Source organism: Polyangiaceae bacterium, from assembly GCA_016715885.1.
Classification (GTDB): Bacteria; Myxococcota_A; Polyangia; order Polyangiales; family Polyangiaceae; genus Polyangium.
Window position 1 is genome coordinate 135688 of the sequence record JADJXL010000020.1, and the last position, 25300, is coordinate 160987.

Here is a 25300-nt window from a genome sequence, read left to right on the forward strand (position 1 = left end):
CAAATCGAAGACTTCGCACGCAGCATCGATGTCAAGTTCCAAAGCGATTGGTGGAGATGATGATGGACGATTATTTGGAGAACTGGGTGACCTCGGTCCGAGCGACGCTCGCCGAGATGGCCGAGATGGACTGGGGATATCCTATCGGCACCAACGATGTGCGTGAGAGATCGGCCGAGCGCCACGTGGTGCCGCCGAGCCTCGAGCCGTTCTACGCGATCTGCGATGGGGCCAGCCTCATGGACGTCTTTGTGGGTTACGACATCCACCCGTCCTGGATGGTCGAGGCCGCTGCCCGGCGAGGCTGGCCCACGCGTATCGAAGGCAAATCCCCGCGAGCGATCCACGTCTTCGGGTCGGACGGGGGCGGCAGTATGTTTGCGCTCGGCACCGAGGATGGGGCCGTCTACTACCTGCCGAACGAGGCTTTGATTGAGGACGGTGTGTACGAAGAAAACGAGCTCTGTCCCGTGCGCCGGGTCGCGGGGAGCGTGGTGGAGTTCCTCGAGCGCTTGAAGGGTGATATCGAGGCCTTCGTACGCGGGGACGAGGACCATCCGTACATGACTCGATGGCCGACGTAGTGCGCGCGAACGACCCAACGGACTTCGGCGGCAATACTCAAAAGAGCGTTTCGCCGATCTTTCATCGGGATGATGTGGCCCACCTCGCCCCCTAACGCGCACGGATACCTCGCATGAACCCCCCTCCTCCGTGCAGCTCGACGACCATCTGCAATATTTTTGACCCTTCCTCCTGATTCTGTTACGACGTTCGTCAGGAGGCCTTGTCCATGGAAATGCCGACGGCGGATACATCTGCCGATGCCTATCTTTCAAAAAGTACGTACACCGTCGCGCGCGTCGCGGCAGATCCCAAAACCAAGGGACTCGAAACCGCGCTCGACGCTGCCCATACGAGCATCAAAACGACGCTCCGCGAACGCGATGACCTCGAGGAGCAAGCGCAAAAAAAAGCTGCATTGCTCGATGCGGACGACGAAGCTTGTGATGATGTCGTCGAAGAATTCGAATTGCATCTGCTCGGCGCGGTCAAAAAGAATCGCGACAATCCCAAATACAAACGCTATTTTGCCGACGGCTTGCGCGCCGTGACGACCGCGGAGCCTCGGGAAGAAGAGCCGAAGATCGTCGCCGATATCCTCGAATCCATGGCCGAGGACGAAAACGATCCGGAAATTGGCGCCATCGTCACGCAATGGAAACCAAAGCTCACCGCTGCACGAGCGAAGGTGATCGCAACGGTCGAATCGCTCGAAACGACGGAAAAGGCCATTGCGTACATCAAAGAAAAGAAGCTGCCCGTGTTGATGGCGACGTGGCGCGAGGAATACAAGAAACTCGAAGGCGCGCTCCTCACGGTTTATGCCTCCAATCCGAAGCGCGTCGCGCGGTTCTTCAAACCCTTTCGGAAGAATCGAAAAGTCTCCAAGCTTCAATCACCCGTCGTGCCTCCCGAATCGCCCTGAAGCTGCACGGAGCGGCATCAGGCGCCTTGCCAGCCGCCGTGGACGTGCACAATCGAGTCGAACAGCCCTTCAGCGCGTCCGTGGACGTGCACAGCCATGTCGAACAGCTATTCGGCGCGTCCGTGGACGTGCACAATCGAGTCGAACAGCCGTTCAGCGCGTCCGTGGACGTGCACAATTCGAGTCGAACAGCCGTTCAACGCGACCGTGGACGTGCACAATCGAGTCGAACAGCCATTCAACGCGTCCGTGGACGTGCACAATTCGATGGAACGCTCGTCGTGCCTTGCCGTGACGCTGTGAGGCGGCGAATTACGAAGGAAGCGCCAATTGTCAGGGGCGATGCTGGAAACTTGACCGCTGTTTGCTTGGCCGTCCGCAATTCCACGCTGTAGTCTGCCTACCGCGTCGATGCTTACGCCGTATCGGGGGAGGCAGCTTGTGATGGCGGGGTGGCTTCGCTGGATTGCTTGGGCATGGCTTGCATGGGTGCACGTGTGGCGGCGGTTCCGGAGCTGTTCCGGCGTCTCCGTATTGCTGGTCGCGCTCTTTACGACGGATGCATTCGCAGGCCCGGCCCCGGTCGAAGTGTGCTGGCGACCGGACGATTTGGCGGCGGATACCGATACGTTCGTCATCGTCAAGGATACGAAGGGGTGGCGGGAGGTCGGCACATCGAGGGGGACGAGGACCGATCAGCATATTGTTTACAAGCACAACCCAAACCTCGGCACCGATAGCCTCAATAGGTTTCCCGAGGATATCCGCAAGATTGCGTGGACCTGCAAGCGAGCACCCGCGGTTCACCCGCCGGCGGCGGCGGCGGAGCCGCCACCTCCGCCACCTCCGCCACCTCCGCCGCCACCTCCGCCGAAGAAGGTTACGCCGAAGCCGCAAGTGGCTCCGCGCAAGGCGAATGGTCCGAAACCGTTGCCCAAGCCGATAACGCGGCCAGTGCAGAAGCCTGCTGCAAGGCAGGAGCAGCCACGGAAAGCGCCGTCGATACTGCCTGGAAGCGAGCGGTTGTTACCGAAGGACGACCAGGCGCGCGTGCTGCCGGATGCAAAGGACGCGTCGCCATTGCCACGTTCGTCACTTTCGCACTTCGCGGTGAATTGCGCGGATGAGAAGGCGCGGTGCAAGCGTGACGCGGAATCGGCGACGTTCGCCATTTCGGATGACCTTCACGCGCAATTCGTCCGCGTCGTCGAGCAAACTTGCAAGGCTGCGGCCGACGAAAAGCCGAATACGTCATTCATCGGCCAACAGGCGGGTGTTCGGCCCATACGCATCTTGCCGCCCGCGGGCATTGCCATCGAGCAATTCAAGCGCATGGTTGCCGATGCGCTGCGCTCGGGAAAGCCGGTGCCAGCTCCCACGACCCCGGATCCTGGCCCTCGTGCCGTGGATCATCCCGCTGCGCAATTCGTTGGAGGCGCGGGCGCCGGCGTACCGCTCAGCTTCCTGCCTTTGGGCAGCCTTGTCGCGGATGTCGGCATGGAATCGGGCGTTTTGCCTCGAGGGGACGCCATGGGCGCGCTTGGGCAAATCCGTTGGGGAAGGCGTTGGGGGCATTGCTCAAATCGGCGTTGGATGCGCCGGTATCGCTGGCGGTGGCGGACTCACGGCGACGGGTGGCGGTGCACCTGCGGGCGTCGTGATCGTCGTGGGCTCCGCGGGCCTCGTGGCGAACGGATTCCTCTCGTGCGTCGTGAGCGTGCAGCACGGGGCCGACGCGCTGTCGGACATCCTATCGCGCGCGGATGATGCGCAGCCGGCTACGGCTACGGCATCCAGCCCGCCACCTTCGCCAGCGCCCGCCGCGCGCCCGCCGCAAGCGCCGCCGCCAGCCAAGGCACCGCCGGCTCCCGTGGCGAAACCGGCGCCGAGCACGCCCACTGCGCCGCCGGTGATCAAGACGACCACCAAGGACTCGTCCGGACGAACGATCGCAACGACCACGACGAGCCCGTCGGGTACCAGGACGACGACGCGACCGCGGCAACCACTCCCCGCGGAGCCTGCGGAGCTCAAGCCCTACGGTGGACCGGGGGGTGGGCACCATGTGCCTGCAAAGAGGGCTTTCGAAGGCGCGCCAGGGTACGATCTCAAGAAAGCACTCGCCATTCCCAATGCTGAGCTTGATAAATTGGGGGTGAAACACGCCATCGTAACCGGTGCACAACGAAAGCGATACAAGGCATTTGCAGAAACCGGTCAGCCGCTGACATGGGAGGCTATCGCCAAGATCGAAACAGAAGCTTTGGTGGACGCTAAGATGAACCTTGACATGGCCCAAGCGACCGTGGCCAAGGCGATCAAGGCTCTCAGAGACGCCGGCATCTCTGCACCAGTTAGTATACCGTGGGGTAAATGACATGTCCAAAGTAGCGATTGAAGAGTTCGCTGAGCTGCTCGTATGCCACGTGCGCGACGTGTCCATTCAGCAGTGCGATATGACACTGGGACCAAATTACCGAGGACCAGACGGCCAGCGATGGAGGGCCGCCGCGGCCGCCGCGGGTGGTCAGGTGCCCGCGAGTATGGTGATACCGGACTGTGTGGACACGACGATATTTGAAGCGCTTCGCGAAACAGACGACCAGGAGATCCTTCACCTTTCGTTCACCACGAACCATGGCGAGATCATGGACCTACTGGTTGAAGGCGGTGGTGAGCTGGGCGGATGGTACATCGGGACCGGCGAGTGGCGTCCGATGTATTCGAAGGAGCGTTTCATCGACGACTTCGCGGACATCCCCACCGAATGGGGCATCGCTACGCCGGAGCTCGCGCCCATTCTCGAAGAGCTTCCCATGCCCCGCAGAGCCATCGAAGAGCTCGGCCAACTGCTCGTGCGCCACGTCCGCGATGTGGCCATTCAGAGCTGCGACCTGCAACTGTTGCCGCATTCGCAAACGCCCCTGGCCAAACGATGGAGGCGCGCGGCGGTTCCTTTCCATGGCAAGGTGCCGCCACAGGTGCTCATCCCCGATTGCGTGGACGAGACGATCTTTGCTTTTCTCCGCGCCATCGACCAAGGCATCCTTCGCCTTTCCTTCACTGCGGAAAGCGGTGAAACCGTGGACCTTGTAAAGGAGGGGCGCGGAGAGCTCGGCGCACGGTACATGGCGAGCAGCGGGTGGCGTGCCAAATACTCGAAGGAGCGTTTCGTCGACGACTTCGCCGAGCTCTCGTCGGCATGACCATGGCCGAAGCGCCCGCCGCAAAAGGATGCTGCGCGCCGAGCGCCGCTACTCCCAAAGGCACGAGTGCAACGACCACGACGAGCCCGTCGGGTACCAGGACGACGACGCGGATGAAAGGAGCGTCGCAAGTCAATTGGACATCGCACGGTGGTAAACACGTCGCAAGATCCGGCGTGCCCTGGAAACAGGTTGTAGACAGCACGAAGTATGGCCCAGCGAATACTGCGCTCGCAGTGCCATAGCAGGCATTTGCGGAGACGGCTGAAAGTGGAGCGGCTAAGGCGCGATCACGGGCAGTCCGTGTCGCATTCCCAGACCGGAAGGTTGGGCGTCAGCGAGCAATTCAGGAACGGATCGCAGACTCCATCGCCGAGCGCAGGCGTGCAATCGGGCGCGCAGCTACCATTGTCGCGTTCTCCCAAGCTGCAGACGCCATCGCCGCACCAGGGAACCCGACCAGGGTACACCGACGACGATCCAGGCGTGCCAAGCTGCCCGAACGTGTTGTTCGCCCAGCACCAAATGCCACCGTCGCTCTTGCGCACGCACGTGTGGTGTCCACCCAACGCCACCTCGACCACGTCGTTGCCAAGGTTGCTCGGCCCGGCCTGCACAGGAGCCGTCTTGTCCACCGTGGTGCCATCACCAAGCTGCCCGGAGCCGTTGTATCCCCAGCACCAGAGCGTGCCGTCGGTCTTGCGTGCACAACTGTGGTAAACGCCAAGCGAAACCTCGACGACCGAGCTGCCGAGCGTGCCCGCTCCAACCTGCACCGGCGTGAGCTTGTTCTCGACCGTTTCATCACCAACCTGCCCGAATTGGTTCTTGCCCCAGCACCAGAGTGTGCCGTCGGTCTTGCGCGCGCAGGTGTGATGCTCACCAACCGCAACCTCGGCCACGTCTTCGCCCAAGGTGCTTGCCCCGATACGCACGGGCTGCGTCTTGTCCACCGTCGTTCCATCGCCGAGCTGGCCGTCGATGTTCCTGCCCCAGCACCAAAGAGTGCCGTCCGTCTTGATCGCGCAGGTGTGCCGGTTGCCGCCGGCTACCTGGGCCACGTCGCCGCCGAGGATGCTCGACCCGACCTGCACGGGCGATGTCCTGTCCTGCGTGGTGCCGTCGCCGAGCTGGCCGTATTGGTTTCTTCCCCAGCACCAAAGGGTGCCGTCGTCCAAGCGTGCGCAGGAGTGGTAGAAACCCAGCGCGACGTCGATCACGCCAGCGCCGAACGTGCCTGCACCCGCCTGCACGGGCGCTTCGTGGCTCAGGAGGGTCCCATCGCCCAATTGGCCGTAGTCGTTGTCGCCCCAGCACCACAGCCTGCCTTCGTCCGTGACCGCGCAGCTATGGTCGGCGCCGAGCGCCACCTTCGCGACCGTGTTTTCGAGCGTCGCGGCCCCGGCCTGCACCGCGGTCGTCTTGTTGGTGCTGCTCCCGTCGCCGAGCTGGCCGTTGACGTTGCGACCCCAGCACCAAAGCGTACCGTCCGTCTTGCGCGCGCAGCTATGCCACTCGCCAAGCGCAATCTCCGCGGCCAGCTTGCAATCGGCCGGGCAGTTGCCCGCCGTTTCGCCGCCGTCGCACACGCCGTCACCACAGCTCGCATTGCGGCAGTCCGCAGGGCTGGTCGACGGTGACTCGTTGGCCGCACAGATCGCATCGTTGCCGTCGCAGCGTAGTCCCATGGCCTGCACGGGAAGCGATTGCGAAGCGGTCGAGCCATAACCGAGCTGCCCGTAGGCGTTGTATCCCCAACACCACAGCGTTCCATCGCTCTTCCGAGCGCAACTGTGGTAGAGCCCAGCCGCAACCTCGGCCACGTTGCTACCGAGCGCGCTTGCTCCCGCCTGCACCGGCGTCGAACTTTGGCTCGTCGTGCCGTCACCGAGCTGCCCGCTCCCGTTGCGTCCCCAGCACCACAAGCTGCCGTCGGTCTTTCGCGCGCAACCGTGGTACGCCCCGAGCGCGATGTCCGTCGCGGCGCTGCCGACCGTGCTCGCACCCGCCTGCACCGGCCAGAACCGGTCCCAGGTCGTGCCGTCGCCGAGCTGTCCGTTGCTGTTTCGGCCCCAGCACCAAACCGTGCCGTCGGTTTTGCGTGCACAACTATGCAGATAACCAAGCGAAACTTCGGCCACGTTGCTGCCGAGCGAGCCCGGTCCTGCTTGCACGGGTGACGACTTGTCCCAGATGGTGCCATCACCAAGCGCGCCGAAGTCGTTGTTTCCCCAGCACCAGAGCGTCCCGTCGTTCTTGCGAGCACAACTGTGGTTGGAACCGAGCGCGATTTCTTGAACGGCGCTGCCCAGCTCGCTTGCACCCGCCTGCACCGGTTCGAGCTTCTTCAGCGTGGTCCCGTCGCCGAGTTGCCCGTCGCTGTTTCGACCCCAGCACCAGACCGTGCCGTCCGTCTTGCGAGCACAGCTATGATGCGTACCGAGCGCGATTTCGGCGACGCCCGTGAGGCCGTTTACCGCCGCAGCGCGTGCGCGGCTCGTCATGGTGTCGTCACCGAGCTGCCCATGGGCGTTGGATCCCCAGCAATACACCGAGCCTGCCGACGTGCGTGCGCATGCATGCGCGCCGCCCGAGGCCACCGCGAGCACGCCCGTGAGCGGGCTGCCGTCGCTCTTCAACACCGGCATCGCCTCAGGCCCGCCCGTGCGTTCGTCGCCAAGCTCGCCCGAGCTGTTGTAGCCCCAGCACCACGCCGTGCCGTCGGTCTTTGCCGCGCATGTGAACGTATCGCCGGCGGCAAAACGACCCACGCAGCACGTATGCCCCGGTTTGCACGTGATGAACGTCGGGCAGCGTCGAGGGATGTCGTTGGCCAGGTTCACGCCCACCAGCGTGTCGGTGCCTACCGCAAACGTATTGCAGGGACTCGATAGCGGCGTGATTTGGGGAAGCCCCCAATCCGATGCCCAAGCGCAATTCGAATCGTACCACGGCGAAGCTTGCACATCGATGAGCACGTCGTTTTGGAACGTCCCGCGCGATGCCAAATCCGGCACGTCGTAGCCGGCTTCGCATTGATTGAGCTCATTGGGATCGAACGACGCGCCGCCCGTATGATCCGGATTGTTGTAGACGCTGATGGCCACGCCGGACCTATCGGTCGATGTTTTCAGGCCGAGCGCTGCCACGAAGTCGTGGTCTTTGCGCGTGCCCGTGGCGGCGTGGTAATCGAGCGGATTCAGGTTCCACGCATTGGTGGACGTGTAGCCCGAGGGCGTTTGCCCCGGCTCGGCTTGCTCGATGATGGCACCAATGTGGCTATGGACGAATTCGAAATGGGTCGACCATGTATTCGGTCCCCACACGAGTTGCCGGGCGAAAAACGACCGTTGCGAGAGGCTCGCAATGGTGTCGCCTTCGGGATGTGCCGGGTCTGGAATGCGCTTGACCGCATAACCCACGACTCCGCCTGCGAGGCGGCCCTTGCCGCAGAGCCATTTCGACCCGGCGGGTGCCGTCGTATCGTACGCTTTGACGCAGTAGTAGCGGTAATACGTGCTGAACAGCGGCGGCGATCCATCTGGATTTGCCTTGCGCGCCTCGGGGCCATTCACGGGATGAAGCAGAAGCGGCCGGACGACTCTATCCGCGCACGCAATCGCGTAACTCGCGTGAATCTGATGCGTGACGTTCGTCTCGGCAATACCGTCGCCATCGAAGTCTTCGGCGATGTCCACGGTCGCCACTGGACACGTCGTCGGATCGGGGTTGCCGCACGTCTCGTAGAGCTTTTCGTAGATGCCGTTCATCGTGATGAGCTTCGGCAGCACCAGGTCGACGTCGACTCCGCCGGCCAGCGTATCGCGAAAGCGCGTCGCCGGACAAAGCACATCCATTTGGTCGAGCGTATATTGTGAAAAATCGGCGATCGTCGTGCTGGGAATGAGCTGGTTGCCGACTTCGATCATCAGCGTCCCGCCCGCGGCGCCGGACCACAGGCCATCGAGGGCGCTGTTGTAGCTACCATTGAACAACCCGTTGTAGCTGCCATCGATGCTACCATTGTAGCTGCCGTTGTAGCTGCCATTGAACGAGCCATTGTAGCTGCCATTGAACGAGCCATTGTAGCTGCCATTGAACGAGCCATTCAGCGTGCCCTTGAACGTCCCTTCGATGTCGCCCTCGTACGCGGGATCGTTGATGGCGACTCCATCGAGCAGCCCGTTGATGCTTCCATTGAAGCTCCCGTTGATGCTGCCATTGATGCTGCCGTTGATGCTGCCGTTCAGCGAGCTATTCACGTTGCCATTGAACGAGCCGTTGATGCTGCCGTTGTAGCTGCCGTTGATGCTTCCGTTGATGCTGCCGTTGATGCTGCCGTTGATGCTGCCGTTGTAGCTGCCGTTGATGCTGCCATTGTAGGTCGGTTCGCTTATCGGCATGCCATTGAGCGTCCCGTTGATGCTGCCGTTGATGCTGCCGTTGAAGCTCCCGTTCAGCCCATTGATGCTGCCGTTGATGCTCCCATTGAGCGTCCCGTTCAGGCTGCCGTTGTAGCTGCCGTTGTAGCTGCCGTTGTACGACCCATTGATGCTGCCGTTGTACGACCCATTGATGCTGCCGTTGAAGCTGCCGTTCAGCGTTCCATTGTACGCAGGCTCGTCGATGGGTACGCCATTGAGCGTCCCGTTGATGCTGCCGTTGAACGAGCCATTGATGCTGCCGTTGATGCTGCCGTTGATGCTGCCGTTGTAGCTACCGTTGATGCTGCCATTGATGCTGCCGTTGTAGCTACCGTTGATGCTGCCATTGATGCTGCCGTTGTAGCTCCCATTGATGCTACCGTTGTAGCTCCCATTGAGGCTCCCGTTGTAGCTCGGCTCGTTGATCAGCTCGCCGTTGATGCTGCCGTTGATGCTGCCGTTGAAGCTCCCGTTGAAGCTCCCGTTCTGCGCGCTGTTGATCGAACCGTTGATGCCATTGATCGAGCCAATGAACGAATCGTTCAGCGCATTGAAGGAACCGTTCAGCGATGTATTGATGCTGCTATTGACGCCGTTGATCGAACCGTTGAGGCTCGAATTGTACGCTCCATTGAGCGCCCCGTTGAGCGAAGCGTTGATCGTTCCATTGACGTCCGAATTTACCGTTGCTGCTTGTTCGACCTCGCCAATGGTCAGCGTGCTCTCGTCTTCCGTGGATTCGCCCTGGCAGGTCGCCAAGACCATGACGATCGGAGCAATCGGCAGTAACCTCGACGACGTGCGAAAAACTGGGCGACTCCAGAGCGGATTGCTGCATTGCGTAATTTTCGTTAACCAGTCCATGCTGAGTCTCCGTTGGGTCCCTGGCTCCGCAATGTTGCTTGGCCGGGCTCCGCTAAATCACCAAAAAAACGATGGCCCATGCTATGTCACGTCCACTCATCCGGGCGCTTGCAAACGCAAACGCATCGACGAACCTCCGCTTCAGAACGAGCTTATCCGGTTGTGAAGAGAATTTGAAGACCCAATCGTGCTATTTTGTTGCCAAAAGATCCGCACACAGCCGAATGCGCACGTAATGATCAACGCTAATCTGCGGGGCTCTGGCATGCACGCGTGATGCCGAGCGCACGCCATGTCGCTCGACACCTTCCGTACAAATGTCGAAATGGTGCTGTCGAAATGGTGCTAACCGTGGCCGTCCGAATGGCGACCGTCGAAAAGGTGCTATCCCTTTTGTTGTCACTCCTGGTCGGAAAAGTGCCAACGAGAGGTCGCGCGTCAGCGGCGATGCGTCGCGAACGGTTTCCACAATCGTCCGAGTCTTATGCTCTTCATGTAATGTAAGCGATCCACTATTCGAAGGTGGGCGCGGCTGAGTTTGGGTGGTAGCATCGCGCTCGGGGAGCATGAAAACCGGAGATCTCGTCGGGGGCAAATATCGCCTCGTTCGCGCGCTCGGGCATGGCACGATGGGCTCGGTCTGGGAGGCATTGAACGAACGCGCTTCTCGGCGGGTGGCGCTCAAGCTGATCCAGCAGCCGAGTGAAGAGACGAGGCAGCGGCTTTTGAGCGAAGCGCGCGCGTGCGGGAGTTTGTCTCATCGCAACATCGTGGAAGTATACGATGTGGGCGAAACGGAAACGGGCGAGCCATTTTTGGTGATGCAACTTCTGGACGGCGAGACGCTTGCCGCGTGCCTCGAAAAGCACATACGGCTGCCGCCGGACAAGGCTGCGCAGATCGCGCGAGACATCGCTTTGGCGCTCGATGCTGCCCACGAAAAGCGCATCATTCATCGGGATTTGAAGCCGGCGAACGTGTACTTGCACCAGATTGGCGGTGGCGAAGCGGGGGCCATCGTCAAAGTCGTCGATTTCGGCGTGAGTCGAGTGCTCAATGCGGATACGCGGATGACCTTACCGGGGATGATCGTCGGGTCGCCTGTGTACATGAGCCCCGAGCAATTCATTGCGATGAGCGATATCGATGCGCGGACGGACATTTGGTCGCTGGGCGTATGCCTCTTCGAGATGCTCACGGGCGTACGACCATTTCTCGGAAAATCGGTGGAAGAAATCTCGACGCAGGTGCTCCGGACGGGAGCGCCTTCGGTAACGAGCCGTATTCGGCATCTCGACGAGGGGCTGGCGACGATCGTGGCGCGCTGTTTGAAGCGGGATCGAGCGATGCGGATTGGGTCGGCGGCCGAGCTTGCGGCGCTGCTCGAACCTTATGCCAATGCACGTCCCGACGCGCCGATCATCATCACGCCGCCGGCCACCAGCGTGTCGCTCAATGGTACCGTCATCATGCCTCCCGAAGCGCTTTCTTCGAAGACGCTGGCATTCGATCGCGATGCGACGGATGGGGCCCCTCGACAAGCGCCTTGGCGGGAAAAACCATTGGATGAAATTCTCACGGCGACGGTAGCGGCGCTCGCGGCGCCGGGTGAGGGTAGGGCGCTGCCTGTGGTTGCGACGAATGCGCGAGAGGCCAGCGCGCCGGTCAGCGCGTCGCACGAACAGGCGTCCGAAAAGCGTCGCCCGAAGCGGCATTTGGGGCGCATTTCGGCAGGGGTCGTCGTAGGCATCGTCGGCGTGACGTCGGTCGTGGTGGCGAGCCGCGCATTGTCGAGGAGCGAGCATTCGGAGCCGCCAAAGGAGCGCACGACGACGGTGGAGAAAGCGATGCCAAAAGAGGCGCCGCCTGTCGAGACAGCCGCGCCACCAAAGGAGGAGCCTGCGCCGGTGAATGCGCCTGCGCCACAGCAAAGCGCGACGTCCCAACCTGTGCCCTCGGCTGCGCCCCCAAAGACGACGCCTCCCCAAAACGCGCCCATGACGGCTCCCACGCCGCAGCGTACGGCGGCGGCGCCCATATCGCCGCCGAAGCCGCCGGTGGTGGTGAAGCGAGACACGCTGAAGGGTCCACGAAAATCGCCTGTCATTGACGGGTTTTGACATCAATGCTTGCTTGAAAATGGAGTCCTTCGCATGAAAACCTTGCTTTCGCGTCTCGTGACGACAGCAGCGTTCGCTCTTACAATGAGCTTCGCGCCTTGTGATGCCGTCGCGACGGAGCCTTCGGTTTCGGCGCCGCAGCAGCCGGAAGCCCAGAAGCTCCTCGAATTGGGTGTCAAGGCACTTCAGTCGAAACAATGGGAGAAGGCTCAGAGAAACCTGCTCGAGGCCTGGCGGATCGAAAAGCATTATCGCATTGCGGCGAATTTGGGGCTCGTGGAAATCGAGCGCGGACAATTCAGGAGTGCGGCGGAGTATCTCGTGTATTGTTTGCGCAATGAGTCGGACATGCCCGAGAGTCACAAGGTCGCCATACGGGGGCTTTTTGAAAAGGCGAGCGCGCGAATCGGCACGCTCGACGTGCGCACGGACGCGATGGGCGCGACGATTCTCGTGGATGGTGAAGTCGTGGGACACACGCCGATCGCGACGATTTTCGTGGAACCTGGGAAACGAACGGTCACGGCGCGAATGGCCGGCAAGGCATTCGTGGCGCAGCACGTCGAGATTGCTGCGGGCGAGGAGCAAAAAGTCGTCATTTTGGAAGAGGCGCCGCGGCCCTCGCCGTCGCCGCTGCAATTCGAAGAGGAGCCATCGAATTGGTCCATGGCAGCCGTTCCGCTTGGCGGGCTTGCATTGGCAGGTTTTGGGGTTGGGGTGGGGTGTACCGTGGCCATGGGAGAGCACGGGATCAGCGCGGAGTCGCGTGACAACAGGCAAGTGGGAGCGGTCATTGGTTATGGTGTGGGCAGCGCGGCGCTTCTTGCGACGATGATCGTGGCGTTATGGCCGAGCGCGCCGCAAAAGCAAAAAACCGGGCTCTTCGTGGCGCCCGTCGTCGGGGGCGGTCAGGGCGGCGTCCAGGTCGTCGGCGCATTTTAGAAATTGGCGACGACCACCACAATTGCTGGATGGTCGCGTTCTACATGGTAAACCAATCCCATCATGACGACGACCGATTCCGCGAAGGAAGCATGGGAGCGGTGTCCCCGCAGATCGCGGCGATTCGTCCACGCCGCTGTCATTGCAACCATTGCGGTGGCGCTGATGCTTTCTTGCAATGCCGTCGCGGACGAACATCGAGGCACTTCCGTCGCGCACGGCCATTACGATGCGGGAGTGAAAGCGCGGCTCGAAGGGGATCTGCGTCTGGCGCTCGACCTTCTTCGAAAGGCGTGGGCGCTCGAGCAATCAGCGCTCATTGCTGCCAAGCTTGCGCAGACCGAGCTCGAATTGGGGTATTACCGCGACGCCATCGAGCATTTCGAGTTTTATTTGCAGAGGCCCGAACCGAGTCCCGAGGATCGGGCTGCGGTTGCTCGATTGCTCGCCGAAGCCAAGAGCAAGATTGTCGTGCTCGACATTCGAGTGGACGCGCCGGGAGCAGAGATCCTCTTGGATGGGGCGGTCGTGGGCGTCGCGCCGCTGTTGCGGGAGATGCCGGTCGATCCTGGGAGGAGGCTCGTCGAGGCACGCAAGGCGGGGTGTACGTTCGAGCGCGTGTCGGCGGAATTTGCTCCGGGCAGCAGGCAGAATTTGTCATTTACGTGCAAGAAAGCCGTGCCGCCTGCGCCAAAGGACAATGGAAAATGGTCCACGTGGGACACGGCGGCGGTCGTGTCGGGAGGCATTGGAGTCGTCGGTCTCGGCGCGGGTTTGATCTGGGGCATTGGGGACATGATGAATTCGTCACGACTGTCGGACGATGCAATGCAGCGCGGAACGGCGCTCATGCCACGAACGCCGTCGACCATGCGCGTATGTGGACCTGACAGTCCATCGGAAAACGCCAGTGAATGTGCCGCGATTGCGTCGAAACTCGAGGCGAGCGACCAGGCTTGGAACGATTCGAAGAGAGGCTATTTGCTGGCAGGCGCAGGCGTTCTCGTGGGAGTTGGCGCGATCATCATGGCGGTCGTGCCCACTTCGGCGAACAAGCAGGTGAGCGTCGTGCCCGTCGTCAAGCGCTCAGAGAGTGGTGTTGTCGTCACGATGTCGTTTTGAAGGATGAATTTATGAAAGAACACGCAACGAGGTTCTGGTGGATGGCGAGCGTGCCGGTGATCGTCGGCGGTGTCGCGTACGCCGTTGGATGCTCGAACGATGCTGACGATTCCGCAAAGAACTTTCAGGGGGTGTATGGGACCTGCAAGGTCGACGATAACCCGTGCACGGAGGATTGCCGGCCATCGAGCAACCTGGCGAATTTTCTTCCAGATGGAACGGTCGTCGAAGTCGGGCCTGGCGATGCTGGACCTGCTCCAGCATGCCAAGAGTGGGTTTGTCGAAGCGGTACGGCGACGCTCGAGGAGGTAGATCCTGGCGATCCGTGCAAGACAGCCAAGGGAAGGAACGGGCATTGCGCTGCCGGCGCAAGGTGCCTCGAGTGCGTAACCGCTACGGATTGTTCTGGGAAAAAAGCTTACTGTAGCAACAACGAATGCATCGCTTGCGATGATGGTCTTCAAAATGGTAATGAAACCGGTGTCGACTGTGGCACGACGGATTGCGGACGTTGCAATGGGACGGGGTGCTCAAAGGACGGCCAATGCGCGAGCGAAAAATGTGTCGATGATGTATGTTGTGAAACGTGGTGCACTGACAAGTGCTCTTCCTGCGAGCTAGATGGCTTCAAAGGCGCGTGTAAGCATCGGGCATTCGGGACCACCGATTTCGACACCGGCTGCACTGGATCATCGATTTGCGACGGCAATGGCGTATGTAAACTCCGGCATTTGGCTGACTGTCAAAGTGGTGCGGACTGTATCGGTGGTATATGCGCGGGCAGATGCAGCAATAACAACGCATGCAGTGTAGGTACAGATTGTAACAATGGCAATTGCAGGTTCGTATGTCTTGGTGCCAAGGGAATCCCTTGTGAGCAAAACGAGGAATGTGGCAGCAAAAGCTGTGAGCCGGACGCTGGCGCCTGTAACTGAACGACCCCTGGGCGTCCTCCCCCCACGGAACGCCCGCCTCGTCTCAATCCACGCCCTGTTGCCTCTGTGCCGTCGTGCAATCATCCAAGTGCGACGTGCACCTTTTCTCCTTCGTGCGCGCCGCCGCCTTACGCCTCACCTGCACGCGTGCCGGCGCTTTGCCTGTCGACGCCTTCACCTGTTCGCCATCAGCAGGCGCCTCACCCCCTAACCCCCTTTCCAGTTCCGCATTGCTTCGCAATGCTTCGTGGAGAGGGGGAACCGGCATCGGTTTTTCCGGCTCCTTCACGACGACCTTGCCGCTGTCGGCCGGTACCGGAGCCTGTCGCGGCTCTTCCGTCGGCGCAGGCGTTTCCGCTTCCACCACCGGCGCATACACCGCCACCTCGTCCCGCTCCGCACCTTGTTCCCGGCCAAACCACGCCGCGCATATCCCGCCAAATGCCAGCACGACCGCCAATACCATGCCGAACCACCGCCACGCACGCCGCTTCGGCGCCTTCTTCGCCTCGTCACGCGCCGGCGCCTCGTCGATCGTCACCTCGATATCGTCGCCCGCCGTCACCTCGTCCCGCCACGGCGTCCGCTGCTTCGGGCCTCCCAGCGGATGAACCGGTTTGGCGCGGAAGAGCAGCATGGCAAGCTCTTCCGCATCCGACGGTATGTCCGCCCATCGATGCACGACCACCCCGTCCTCCGCCGATGCTAATGCGTTCGTTGGCATGAACCGTATCGTCGTGCCATTCGGGAGATCCTCCTCCCGACCATTCGATATCATCGTCCAGCGCACGTCCGACGTGTACAAAATTGCAGCGATTCGCCCGGCACATCGCACGAGCGCCTCGAATGGCAGCCCGTCATCGTGCATAATCACGATACGCTTCGGTTGCTCGATCCCTCGCGCTGTCCATTGCAACGCCAAGCGGCTCGGTCCCGGCGCCGGCAAGTCATCGAAATCCCCCACGTACGAACGCAAAAGCGCCCCGGCGCGCACAGGATCTTCGCCGCACGACGCATACGCGTGGTAAAACCCAACACCCTCGTCCGTGACTCGAGTGCTTTCGACGAGCTGCTCCCGAAACGAAAGCGCAGCCCGAACGAATGCGCCCTCGTCGAATGCTCGATCGACGCCCACGATCGCATGCGAAAATGACGGATCCTCACGCCCCGCATGGTCGCGCGCACCATGCACCCGCAGGCTCAGCACCAGCGCAATGCCGCCATGCCCCGGCTCGTGCTGCGTATCGTCCCGAGACAAATTTCCAATCGCAAACGCTTGCTCCCTCGGATCGCGCGGTTCGATGTATTTTAGTATTCGCACCAGATGGCCGAAATGTTGCCGAGAAAGCGGACCCCATGGAATCGTATGTCGGTAGATGAAATCGATCTGATGCCCCGGAACGTTGCCATGCAGGAAATGAAACCATCCTGCGTCCGCTGGAGCTTCGTACGTCGGCACCTCGTACGCACCTCGAGATTGATTTCGAGATTCCATCTCAATTCACCGTGGTCGTTTGTTGAGCACCGAGGGTGGATGAGGTGCCGGCAGGGACGCCGTCTTTTCGTGCGTCGAAACGGTGGGACCAGCAGGCGCCATTGCCGCGGCAGCCGCAGCCGCAAGCTCGCTCGTCCGCTGCACGAGCTGCGCGTCGTAAGCGCTCGACGGTAGAATCCGCTGGACGAAATGCGAGAACAACAGATGCGTCGAATGCCCGTAACTCGCCGACCCCACGAAAACGCGAATGTCGAGCTCGGTCGAATAACGCATCAGGTCGTCGATGAGCGGCGCGTAAAGCCTCTTCGCCTCGGCCTCGACTTCGGCAGGCGTCCCAGGCAGCACATCGCTCTTGTTGATGAACAGCACGACGGATTTGCACGATGCAATCGTCCTCGGCCCAAAGAAATACCTCAATGTGTTGAACTGGAATTCTTTCAACTGTTCCTGGATGCGGTTGGGATCGACGTTTTTCCCATCTCGTGCCGCAAGATCCACGACCAGCAAGAGCCCGTGTATCTCGTCCATGACGACTTCGTGCTGCGCGTCCACCACATGCTCGCCGCCCCAATCCCCCACTTGAAAGACGTGCTCCGTCATCACGTCGTTCTGCAGCACGTGACTCACCGTGCGCTCGTAACGTTCAATCTTCGTTCCTTGCAGAAGCCCAAGGTCGATGAGCGGATTGGCCCATTTCAACGTAAGCGACGTTTTGCCCGTCGCCTTCACGCCAAACGTAATGATTTTGTATATTTTTCGCGTGAGGATCGGACGTTTTTCGAGCTCCGCGCGCAATCGAAGGATTTCCCGCTCCTGCTCGTCGAGCCACCCGACCTTTCTCTTGTCTTCCTCGACCGCGACGAGCAACTTCGTCTCGCAAACGCGCCGTTCTGCCTCGAGCGCCTCCACGCGTTTTCCAAGCGCGCCGCATTTTCGCGAAAGATGAGCTGCTCGCATCCCCGCAACCGCAGCTCCACCGAGTCCAAGCATGAGCCCCGCCGAGTAGACGATCTCCAACATCAGGCCCTCGTGCGAAAGAAAAGAAAACTCGATCCGCGCATGGGAGGCCCAGGTCCGGACATACGGAGCCCCCCATTGCCTCTGCCGGCTAAACTCTAGCTCGAATTGGAAATCTCGCACACAGAGTTCATCGTCTGCGCCGACGAGTCGATGCGTCACGCTCGGGACGCTCGATGCCGCGTGACGGGCATACGACGCGTTCGAGATGACCTCACCGCTTCCGCTTTGCCCGTTTGGCCGCAAGCACCGCGCTCTTCGCTACCAAATACGCATCCGCATCCGGCTTTTCGCCATGCGCCCAGCTTTGCATCAGCGGCTCGATATCTTCATCCCATGCATCCGAAAGTCGCAATTGCACGAAGTCCGCATACAGCGCCGCAAGCGTCGCATCCAGGTCCTCGAGCAACATCATTCGCTCGTAAAATACCTCGTGCTTTTCGTCGTCTTTCTTGAGCTGCGTGGGCAACTTCAACCCCGACAGCCCAAGCGTATCCGCCTTCAGCGTCCAAACGAATTCACGATCCCCGCGCACGAGACGCATCTTCGCCTCCCGCGGAAGCTTGCCCTGCCGAAGCGCCTCTTTTGCCTCGGGAGACGACGCGGGAATCGCCCCCTTGAGGCGGCTTTCTTCCTTTTCGAGCACCAGCGTGATTTGCGCTTCGAGCCATAACGAACAAGGATCCACCCCCGTCGGACGCAGGTTCGTCTCCTGCATTTCGCTCTCGAACCACAACCAAACCACGAATTCGCGGCCCATGAATCGACGCCCCTCGACCAAATCCAAGAGCTCCATCAGCCTTCCTCCAGTCGCGCCAATGTCGTCGGTTCGAGCCCCGCAAAAGCAGCCGCTTGTCGTGCGTCGAGACCCACGCGTTCCGCAGCCGTTCCGGGACTCTCGGGCACCAGATCGAGCTTGAACGTCTTTTTGAAAAGGTCGTCGAAGAGCGACGTGACTTTTTCGGATTGGCTGAAGAAGTGCACGATATTCGAATTCAGGTTCCACACCATGTCGTAACTCTTCAGCGACGGCACGAGCTGCTTGCGCAGCTTGCGCACCACCATCGTCTTCAGGTCCGCCTTCGCTTGCCGACCAAGCTTTTCGAGTCCCCGTTTTTCCAGGAGCGCCTGTTCTGCGTCACGCAGATGCGCCTTCAAGAGCGGCCCCGGGATAGCCCATCGATCGACACGCAGGGCAAGGCAAACATATTCGTTGTAAAAGACTTTTTCGTGGTCGAGATCCGTGTCGACCGGATCCTCCATGTTGGCCCATCCAAACCCTTCGCTCTTGTCATCGTCGGGCGAAAGTGGCTGAAATGCGTTGGCTCGAATGCGCTTCAGCGTCGTGCCGGGAATATCGTCGGGGATATCACCCGTAACGTAGAAGCGCGCGAATGTCAGATTGCCGCGGAGTGCACCCAAAGTGCGCATCGAGTACGACAGGTCCGAAGGAAAGGCAAGAAGATTTCGCAACGACTGGCATCGGCGGCACGTCGCAAACCCTCCCGACACTCCTCCTTCGTCAATACCGCCGTCAGCACGTCACGCTTCGGAAGGCTGACTGGATGCATGCGACAATCCGTGAAACTTCGCGTCACTCATCCGTTGACGGTAGTGCGGAATTCATGTAGTCCCTTTATCCATGAAACTTTCACGACGACCCCAATTTGCCTTCGTTTTGACCCTCGTTACACTCGGATCGCCTGTCTTCATCTCGTGCGGCGACAACGGTGAATGCACCTCGAACTGCACCGGACAGGGCGGTGCGACGAGCTCCAGCAGCAGCGGCGGCGGCGAGGCAGGTGCGTCGAGCAGCAGCAGCAGCGGCGGCGGCGCTGGGGGAGGTGCGTCGAGCTCCAGCAGCAGCAGCGGCGGCGGCGCTGGAGGTGCCGGTGGAGGTGGCGCGGGCGGTTTGGGTGGTGGGGCCGTCATTCCAATCGACCCGACGTTCAATGGCGGGCAGCTCGTCACGACACCCATGCGCAATGGTGACGACTCGGGACAACATGTACAGCGCCTGAGCGACGGGAAGCTCGTCGTGGTTGGCATGAACAAGTCCAACGGGTCGATATTCGTCGAGCGCTTCGATGCAATGGGAACGCTCGACAAAACATTCGGAATCGATGGCCGAGCGCTCGTGCCTGGCCCCATCAGCGCAACCCCTGGCGGTATGGCCGTGGCGCCGGATGGCAAAATCATCGTGGCCTTCGGGCACCTCTTTTATGGCGGCGCGCTGATTCGCCTCGATGCCAATGGCGCACTCGATGGCAACTTCGGCTCCGGCGGTCGCATCGATATGCCGGACTTGTATTCGCGTGCAATCCGCGTACAGGCGGACGGCAAAATCGTCGTGGTGGGCGGAGCTGCCGATCCCAAGGGCGAAAGTCCATTGCGAGTGCGCCGATTCACGGCCTCCGGCGCGCTCGATACCACCTTCGGAGCCGGCGGAACCGCAGCCATCGACGATCCACCGGGTTCGGATACCGGCGACGGGATCGCCATCGATTCGGCAGGACGCATCATCGTCGTCGGCGGGCCCTTCAATGCGGTGGTCGTTCGCCGTTTCACGCCCAATGGGGCGCTCGATACGGCATTCAATGGCACGGGCATCGCAACGGCGAACACCGTGAATACTTCGGCCTCCTTCGGGGCGAATGCAATCGCAACGCAGGACGATGGCAAGATTCTCATCGGTGCACGTTTGAATGGTGGACCGGATGGCGTGATCGTGCGCTTCGCCGCCTCGGGCGCGCTCGATACCACCTTCGACGGCGACGGCATTGCAAGCCTGGGCACGACCAATGGTGTCGACGGCGTGGCAATCGAGCCTTCCGGGCGCATCTATGCCACATCGTCCACCGCATTGGTGCGACTTACGACAACCGGCGCCCTCGATACCACGTTCGCGCCTGGAGGAGCGATGCCCCTCGGGTTTTACGCGCACGGCGTTCACGTCGCCACGGACGGGTCGGTGCACGTGACGGGTGACGACCTGTCGACCCACAGCACGGCACTCGCACGCGTGAATGCGAACGGAACGTTCGATGCAGCCTTTGGAATGGCGGGGCTCGTCGTGGCCAACATGGGAGCATCGGCGGACGGCATTTCGGCCCTCGCATTGCAACCCGACGGCAAGCTCATCGCGGCTGGGCAGGCCGTCGTGGACACTGCATTCTCCGATGGATGGGTCGCTGCGCGTTATCTGCCGACCGGCGAGCTCGATGCATCGTTTGCAACGGGCGGACGCCTGTTTTCGACGCAGCCCAAGAGCCTGCTCACGAGCAGCGTTGCAATCGATTCGACAGGCCGGTTCGTATTGACCGGGGGTTTTCTCAAGTGTGTGGTCGCCGGGTTTACGCCCGATGGCGCCGTCGACGCGAGCTTCGGAACAGCCGGCGAGCAAGTGGTCGATTATGCTGCAGGCAAAAACGGATCGTGCTCGAAGGGCGTGTTCGACGCATCGGGTCGCCTGATCGTGGTGGGCTCGGCGAACGTCGGGGCCGGCACGTTTGGCGTGGCGCGACTACAGCCCGACGGCACGTTCGATCCGACTTTCGCCGGCACGGGTGCCACGACGACGGCCGTGGGCGAGGTGAGTGGCGCAAGTGGTGCGTTTGCAATCGCCCTACAGAGTGATGGGAAGATCGTCGCTGCTGGGCGCGGCCCGACGAATTCCGGAGCTTACGGCGTCGCGGTCGCACGGTATCTCGAAAATGGGACGCTCGATACGTCCTTCGATGCCGATGGAAAACTGGCGATGGATGCCGATGGGGATCCAATCACGTCCGCCGAGGCAGCGCTCGACGTCATGCAAGCACCCGATGGCAAGTATTTGCTCGTCGGTCAAGCGGGCAAGCCCACCAATGGCAGTGCTGGCCTTGGTCTCGGGTCATTCATTGGGAACAAGGGAGAATTCGCCAAGCTGCTCGTCGTGCGACTCTTGCCGAACGGGGCGCTCGATACTTCGTTCGGCATCAATGGCGCCACGACCGCGGATTTCGGCTACCAAGCCGTCATCGGGCACGCCCTGCAGATGCGTGCGGATGGCAATCTGTACGTTGCTGGCCAGCTCTTCGATGGAACCACGTCACGCGGCTTCATCGCTCGATTGCTCGAAAACGGCACGGTCGACACGACATTTGGCGACAAGGGAATGGCATTCGTACCGACGAATGGGGCGAGCGGCCTTTCTTCGTTGGTTTCGCAGCCCGACGGCAAGCTCGTCGCGGGCGGCAGCGCATTCGTGAACCCCACGGGTTCCGACTTCGCGCTGCTCCGATTGGAATGAGCGTCGTCCTCGAAACGCTAAAGCAAGCAGACGATCGCTGGCCCGCTGCTCTTGGTGCAACGACTACGTTGGGGCTTTGACGGTGGGCAATCCATCGCGCGCAATGCATCCGACGATGCCCTTGAACGTATCCGGATCTCCATCGAAAAAGATTCGCCCCGGATCCGGCGTAAAGCGTACGTGCCACGAAAACTCGATTTGCTGCCCGTTTTCTCGCGTAAACGTGTGTTCTTCCCGGTACTTATTCATCGTGCTCACGCTCTCGGGCGTGCATTTCGTGGGAAGTGAGGATGGACCGATCGCAGTTCCTTGCCACGTGGCAAAGAACTGCTGCATTTCCAGGAGACGTTTGACAATCTGTCGCAACGCGGGATCACCGCTTTTGAAACCAGCAAGCTGTGCTCGCACCTCTTTGCACATCTCCAGCGCCGGAAATAACGTTTTCCTTTTGTCCCACAAATCTCGACCATCCTTCACGGTGATTCGTGAAAGCGAATGCAGCCAATCCGCGTGGATATCGATGTGCTCGGGTCTGCTCGCGTGCCTGAACTTTTCTTGTGACTCGACCAGATCCCCCGCCGCATCGAGTGCGTGTATGGTTATTTCCAGCCATTCCGTGTCCCAAACTGGGTCGGACAGGATGCTGACGGGAAGACCGTCCATCAGTCGCGCCGCACTGAGCGCAAGCGCTTCGCGTTTTGCGTGAAAACAGTCGACACGGTCTTCGGGATGAACTGCGACCGCGACCTCCGCAGCCGTCGGAAACAACGGGGACCGAGCTGCCAATGCTTGGAGCCACGTACGCTGCTCCTTCTCGACGTCGGGATCATTGAGCCAACGTGCAATGGGGTATTGTGCCGTCAGCTCCAGATCCGCGACATTCATGTGAAGCCGTAGGGTAGGGAGTTTACCATTCGACGTATACTGGACTCGTTGCAGCGTGCCGATGAAACGATCCATCCGAAATCGCGCTTCGTGCAGATTGGACGAGAGAGGCGTCGCGGAGAGCTCGTTGAAAAAGAGCAGGCAAGTCAATGCCCACCTCGCCGTGGTGCGATGAGCCGCCCGAGGGCCTGTTCGTATTCGTCGAAGAAGCCTTCCGGCCAATGGTCGAGACGTCCATCGGCGTCGATCTTTGGCGTCGAATACGTGTGATAAATGCTCTCCGGCGTTACACGTCGCTCGAAGTAGTGAATGCATGTCGCTTCAGGCGCAAGAATTCCGTCGAATACCGCAAGGCGCACGCCATTGAGCACGTGATCGCTATGGGTTTCCAGGACGACCTGAACGCCGGCCGCCGCAGCTCGTGCCAGCAGATTCGCCATGCGCACCTGACCGCGCGGGTGCAGATGCGCTTCGGGGTTTTCAATCACCAGCGTCGCTCCTGGCCGTGCCGAAAGTACGGCCGCGAGAATCGACAGGGTATAGGTGAGCCCAAAGCCAACGTTGGTGGCGCGGTATTCATTCGTGTTCCCGTTGGGTCCCGTAAATGAAAAACGCACCTCCATCGCGTCGATTGCCCGATGGGCCGTGACGTGCAATCGGGCTCCAGGGCTGATTTCGCCAAGCCACGCATCGACCTGATCGAGCGCCGATTCGGAAACACCGCGTTCATGCAGCAGCGTCGGTATTGCGACACGCTCCCTGCCGAACAACGACAAGAAGTAGGCGGTATGTTCGCCGCTCGATCCAAGCTGCCGCAGATGGGCCACCGAATAATCCGACATGCCGAATGAAGCACGAGGACCCACGCGCTCGGCGGCAAGATAATGAAAATTGCTCGCGAAAGGCGGCTGATTGAAAACTTCCTCGGCCGCTCGAGCTGACTCCTTCGACAAGACATCGGCTATCGCGTCATACCGGAATGCCCAGCGCGCCGTCAACCCGCCGGTCCACGTGAGTCCCAACGTGATCACGTCTTCCTCGGCGCTTTCATTCAGCGCATCGCGCCCGGTGCCAATCTGCACCAAATCACCATTGATCGCGAGCAGTCCTTGTCGCAGTAAACCTTGCTGGTGCGACTGGCGAAGCAACAAGAGAGATTGGATGAGGCTCGATTTACCGGCACCATTGAGTCCCGTGGCAAGCGTCAGCGGTCCCAAAGGAATTTTTTCGTGCTCGAAGCACTTGAAATTCCCAAGCTCGATTTCGGTAATCATTGGAGGGCCCCCTGGATGAGCTCACGAATGGTCCTGAAGCGCAACTTGACCTTGTTGCGATCGCCCGTCCCTTGAGAAAGCGCCTGCTCGAACTCGGGCACGTTCGCCAATCGTTGAACGAAATGGCTGACCAGCGTTTCGGAGCGTGTTGCGAGCACTGCGATTTCTTCGTCCGAACACGCATCCAAATTCACCGACCAGGCCTCGAACAACGCCTTGTTGATCGGACCCCGACGACCGCTCGGCATGACCTTGCGAAATGCCTTGTTCCCCAGCACGTGCGACGCGCTCGTCATGGCTCGACGGAATCTCGTGGCCAACTCCGCACGCTGCTCGGGATTCATGCGGTCGATGGCTTGCATCGCCTGATTGAGGAACGGATCGAAGTCCGTGTTGGGATAATTCTCTGCCGGCGTGAGAATGAACGCGACGAACCTCAGGACACACTCCCGATCATCCATACGATCCGAGCTCAGGGCGCCGCCCGTCGCTTCTTTGAGCTCGGTGCACTCCGCAAGCTCTTTCAAAAAGGCCCGCGACGCTCCCGGATTGATGGCATGTCGAATTTCTTGTGCAGTCAGACTCAATCCACCGGTGTTGATCCGTTTGAAGAGATTCAACTTTGCTTCGACAGGCGTCCCTTTTTCAATGATGTTGACGTCCACCTGCGTCTCTTCGATCCGCCGCTGAAGGCCTCGCGGCAGCTCGGAAAACGATTTGCCCTGCAGATCCACCAAGAACTCGAGACCCGTCAGCCTCAGTTCGCCACGGTTGACGAATCGATCCAAAGCTGTGAGGCGCTGGATGCCATCGATGACGGCCATGACATCCTCATTGATGGCATCCATGTAAAACGCGGGAAGGGGAATGCGGATGAGGATCGATTCAATCAGGCGGCTTTGCGCCGTGTCCTTCCAAAGCCCCGCTTTGCGCTGAAACCCCGGTGCGAGGTCGATTTCTCCTCGCTTTATCCGCTTGAGTATGAGGTCCAGCGTCGGAGCCCACTTGGATACGCGCAGCTTGCTCGCGTCATACGGACGGACAATCCCATCGGCGCTGGTGTCCTCGTCATCGACCCCTTGTTCTTCGTTGGTGTCCTCGACATCACGCGCAGCATCCGACATGGACAGCCTCTCCTTCAGCCCTGATCACCATGGTGTGTACACGCAACCTGGCTACGACTCGCGCGACAAGTATCCGTGTCACGCCCGAAATGCAAGTACAAAAGGAGCGGACGCA

General features: G+C 60.7%; 18 protein-coding genes. 10 read left to right on the forward strand and 8 right to left on the reverse strand.

Features of this window, described 5'->3' with window-relative positions; all coding sequences use genetic code 11:
* Positions 1–56: 56 nt before the first annotated feature.
* The 6 genes from IPM54_26000 (at position 57) to IPM54_26025 (ending at position 4695) form a co-directional block, all read left to right on the forward strand.
* Complete coding sequence (locus IPM54_26000) at positions 57–584, forward strand: SMI1/KNR4 family protein (protein ID MBK9263242.1); 528 nt, start codon at positions 57–59, stop codon at positions 582–584.
* A gap of 209 nt (positions 585–793) precedes the next feature.
* The gene (locus tag IPM54_26005) at positions 794–1489 is read left to right on the forward strand and encodes a hypothetical protein (protein MBK9263243.1); all 696 of its coding nucleotides are present in this window, start codon (positions 794–796) and stop codon (positions 1487–1489) included.
* Between the two features lie 96 nt (positions 1490–1585).
* Positions 1586–1792, forward strand: a complete 207-nt coding sequence (locus IPM54_26010) for a hypothetical protein (protein MBK9263244.1) — start codon at positions 1586–1588, stop codon at positions 1790–1792.
* Positions 1793–1933: 141 nt separating this feature from the next.
* Positions 1934–3256: a hypothetical protein gene (locus IPM54_26015; GenBank protein MBK9263245.1), complete on the forward strand. Its 1323-nt coding sequence runs from the start codon at positions 1934–1936 to the stop codon at positions 3254–3256.
* Positions 3201–3866, forward strand: a complete 666-nt coding sequence (locus IPM54_26020; GenBank protein ID MBK9263246.1) for a hypothetical protein — start codon at positions 3201–3203, stop codon at positions 3864–3866. The genes IPM54_26015 and IPM54_26020 overlap by 56 nt, the downstream gene beginning before the upstream one ends.
* Before the next feature lies 1 nt (position 3867).
* The gene (locus IPM54_26025) at positions 3868–4695 is read left to right on the forward strand and encodes a hypothetical protein (protein ID MBK9263247.1); all 828 of its coding nucleotides are present in this window, start codon (positions 3868–3870) and stop codon (positions 4693–4695) included.
* A gap of 290 nt (positions 4696–4985) precedes the next feature.
* On the opposite strand, the gene IPM54_26030 is transcribed toward IPM54_26025, so the two are convergent.
* Positions 4986–9983: a hypothetical protein gene (locus IPM54_26030; protein ID MBK9263248.1), complete on the reverse strand. Its 4998-nt coding sequence runs from the start codon at positions 9981–9983 to the stop codon at positions 4986–4988.
* Positions 9984–10549: 566 nt separating this feature from the next.
* On the opposite strand from IPM54_26030, the gene IPM54_26035 reads away from it, so the two are divergent.
* The 3 genes from IPM54_26035 (at position 10550) to IPM54_26045 (ending at position 14167) form a co-directional block, all read left to right on the forward strand.
* Complete coding sequence (locus IPM54_26035; GenBank protein MBK9263249.1) at positions 10550–12103, forward strand: protein kinase; 1554 nt, start codon at positions 10550–10552, stop codon at positions 12101–12103.
* A 33-nt stretch (positions 12104–12136) separates the two neighbouring features.
* Positions 12137–13045 (forward strand): PEGA domain-containing protein, encoded by a 909-nt coding sequence (locus IPM54_26040; protein MBK9263250.1) that lies wholly within the window; start codon positions 12137–12139, stop codon positions 13043–13045.
* A gap of 63 nt (positions 13046–13108) precedes the next feature.
* On the forward strand, positions 13109–14167 hold the full coding sequence (locus IPM54_26045) for a hypothetical protein (GenBank protein ID MBK9263251.1): 1059 nt from the start codon (positions 13109–13111) through the stop codon (positions 14165–14167).
* 978 nt (positions 14168–15145) lie between these two features.
* Here the strand turns inward: IPM54_26045 and IPM54_26050 are convergent.
* The 4 genes from IPM54_26050 to rdgC form a co-directional block, all read right to left on the reverse strand.
* The gene (locus IPM54_26050) at positions 15146–16597 is read right to left on the reverse strand and encodes a hypothetical protein (protein MBK9263252.1); all 1452 of its coding nucleotides are present in this window, start codon (positions 16595–16597) and stop codon (positions 15146–15148) included.
* 6 nt (positions 16598–16603) lie between these two features.
* Positions 16604–17617 carry a hypothetical protein gene (locus IPM54_26055; GenBank protein MBK9263253.1) on the reverse strand — a complete coding sequence of 338 codons (1014 nt, stop codon included), beginning with the start codon at positions 17615–17617 and terminating at the stop codon, positions 16604–16606.
* Between the two features lie 211 nt (positions 17618–17828).
* Positions 17829–18410, reverse strand: a complete 582-nt coding sequence (locus IPM54_26060; GenBank protein MBK9263254.1) for a hypothetical protein — start codon at positions 18408–18410, stop codon at positions 17829–17831.
* On the reverse strand, positions 18410–19045 hold the full coding sequence (gene rdgC / locus IPM54_26065) for a recombination-associated protein RdgC (protein MBK9263255.1): 636 nt from the start codon (positions 19043–19045) through the stop codon (positions 18410–18412). The genes IPM54_26060 and rdgC overlap by 1 nt, the downstream gene beginning before the upstream one ends.
* Positions 19046–19256: 211 nt before the next feature.
* Here rdgC and IPM54_26070 point away from each other — a divergent pair, with 211 nt between their 5' ends.
* Positions 19257–21902: a hypothetical protein gene (locus IPM54_26070; protein MBK9263256.1), complete on the forward strand. Its 2646-nt coding sequence runs from the start codon at positions 19257–19259 to the stop codon at positions 21900–21902.
* A gap of 63 nt (positions 21903–21965) precedes the next feature.
* Here the strand turns inward: IPM54_26070 and IPM54_26075 are convergent, their stop codons facing one another.
* Genes IPM54_26075 through IPM54_26085 form a run of 3 tightly spaced genes read right to left on the reverse strand, consistent with a single transcriptional unit; the run spans position 21966 to position 25185 of the window.
* Positions 21966–22937 carry a hypothetical protein gene (locus IPM54_26075; GenBank protein MBK9263257.1) on the reverse strand — a complete coding sequence of 324 codons (972 nt, stop codon included), beginning with the start codon at positions 22935–22937 and terminating at the stop codon, positions 21966–21968.
* Positions 22934–24061, reverse strand: a complete 1128-nt coding sequence (locus IPM54_26080) for a DUF3696 domain-containing protein (GenBank protein ID MBK9263258.1) — start codon at positions 24059–24061, stop codon at positions 22934–22936. Before IPM54_26080 ends, IPM54_26075 begins: the two co-directional genes overlap by 4 nt.
* Complete coding sequence (locus IPM54_26085; GenBank protein MBK9263259.1) at positions 24058–25185, reverse strand: DUF262 domain-containing protein; 1128 nt, start codon at positions 25183–25185, stop codon at positions 24058–24060. Before IPM54_26085 ends, IPM54_26080 begins: the two co-directional genes overlap by 4 nt.
* Positions 25186–25300: the final 115 nt, after the last annotated feature.

Excerpts from the sequence above, each read along its gene's own strand:
- IPM54_26055 (MBK9263253.1), bottom strand. The coding sequence starts at position 17,617 with ATGTTGGAGATCGTCTACTCGGCGGGGCTCATGCTTGGACTCGGTGGA.
- IPM54_26060 (MBK9263254.1), bottom strand. The coding sequence starts at position 18,410 with ATGGAGCTCTTGGATTTGGTCGAGGGGCGTCGATTCATGGGCCGCGAA.
- IPM54_26080 (MBK9263258.1), bottom strand. The coding sequence starts at position 24,061 with ATGATTACCGAAATCGAGCTTGGGAATTTCAAGTGCTTCGAGCACGAA.
- IPM54_26025 (MBK9263247.1), top strand. The coding sequence starts at position 3,868 with ATGTCCAAAGTAGCGATTGAAGAGTTCGCTGAGCTGCTCGTATGCCAC.
- IPM54_26085 (MBK9263259.1), bottom strand. The coding sequence starts at position 25,185 with ATGTCGGATGCTGCGCGTGATGTCGAGGACACCAACGAAGAACAAGGG.
- IPM54_26040 (MBK9263250.1), top strand. The coding sequence starts at position 12,137 with ATGAAAACCTTGCTTTCGCGTCTCGTGACGACAGCAGCGTTCGCTCTT.
- IPM54_26015 (MBK9263245.1), top strand. The coding sequence starts at position 1,934 with ATGGCGGGGTGGCTTCGCTGGATTGCTTGGGCATGGCTTGCATGGGTG.
- IPM54_26000 (MBK9263242.1), top strand. The coding sequence starts at position 57 with ATGATGATGGACGATTATTTGGAGAACTGGGTGACCTCGGTCCGAGCG.
- IPM54_26045 (MBK9263251.1), top strand. The coding sequence starts at position 13,109 with ATGACGACGACCGATTCCGCGAAGGAAGCATGGGAGCGGTGTCCCCGC.
- rdgC (MBK9263255.1), bottom strand. The coding sequence starts at position 19,045 with ATGCGCACTTTGGGTGCACTCCGCGGCAATCTGACATTCGCGCGCTTC.
- IPM54_26050 (MBK9263252.1), bottom strand. The coding sequence starts at position 16,597 with ATGGAATCTCGAAATCAATCTCGAGGTGCGTACGAGGTGCCGACGTAC.
- IPM54_26030 (MBK9263248.1), bottom strand. The coding sequence starts at position 9,983 with ATGGACTGGTTAACGAAAATTACGCAATGCAGCAATCCGCTCTGGAGT.
- IPM54_26010 (MBK9263244.1), top strand. The coding sequence starts at position 1,586 with ATGTCGAACAGCTATTCGGCGCGTCCGTGGACGTGCACAATCGAGTCG.
- IPM54_26035 (MBK9263249.1), top strand. The coding sequence starts at position 10,550 with ATGAAAACCGGAGATCTCGTCGGGGGCAAATATCGCCTCGTTCGCGCG.
- IPM54_26005 (MBK9263243.1), top strand. The coding sequence starts at position 794 with ATGGAAATGCCGACGGCGGATACATCTGCCGATGCCTATCTTTCAAAA.
- IPM54_26070 (MBK9263256.1), top strand. The coding sequence starts at position 19,257 with ATGAAACTTTCACGACGACCCCAATTTGCCTTCGTTTTGACCCTCGTT.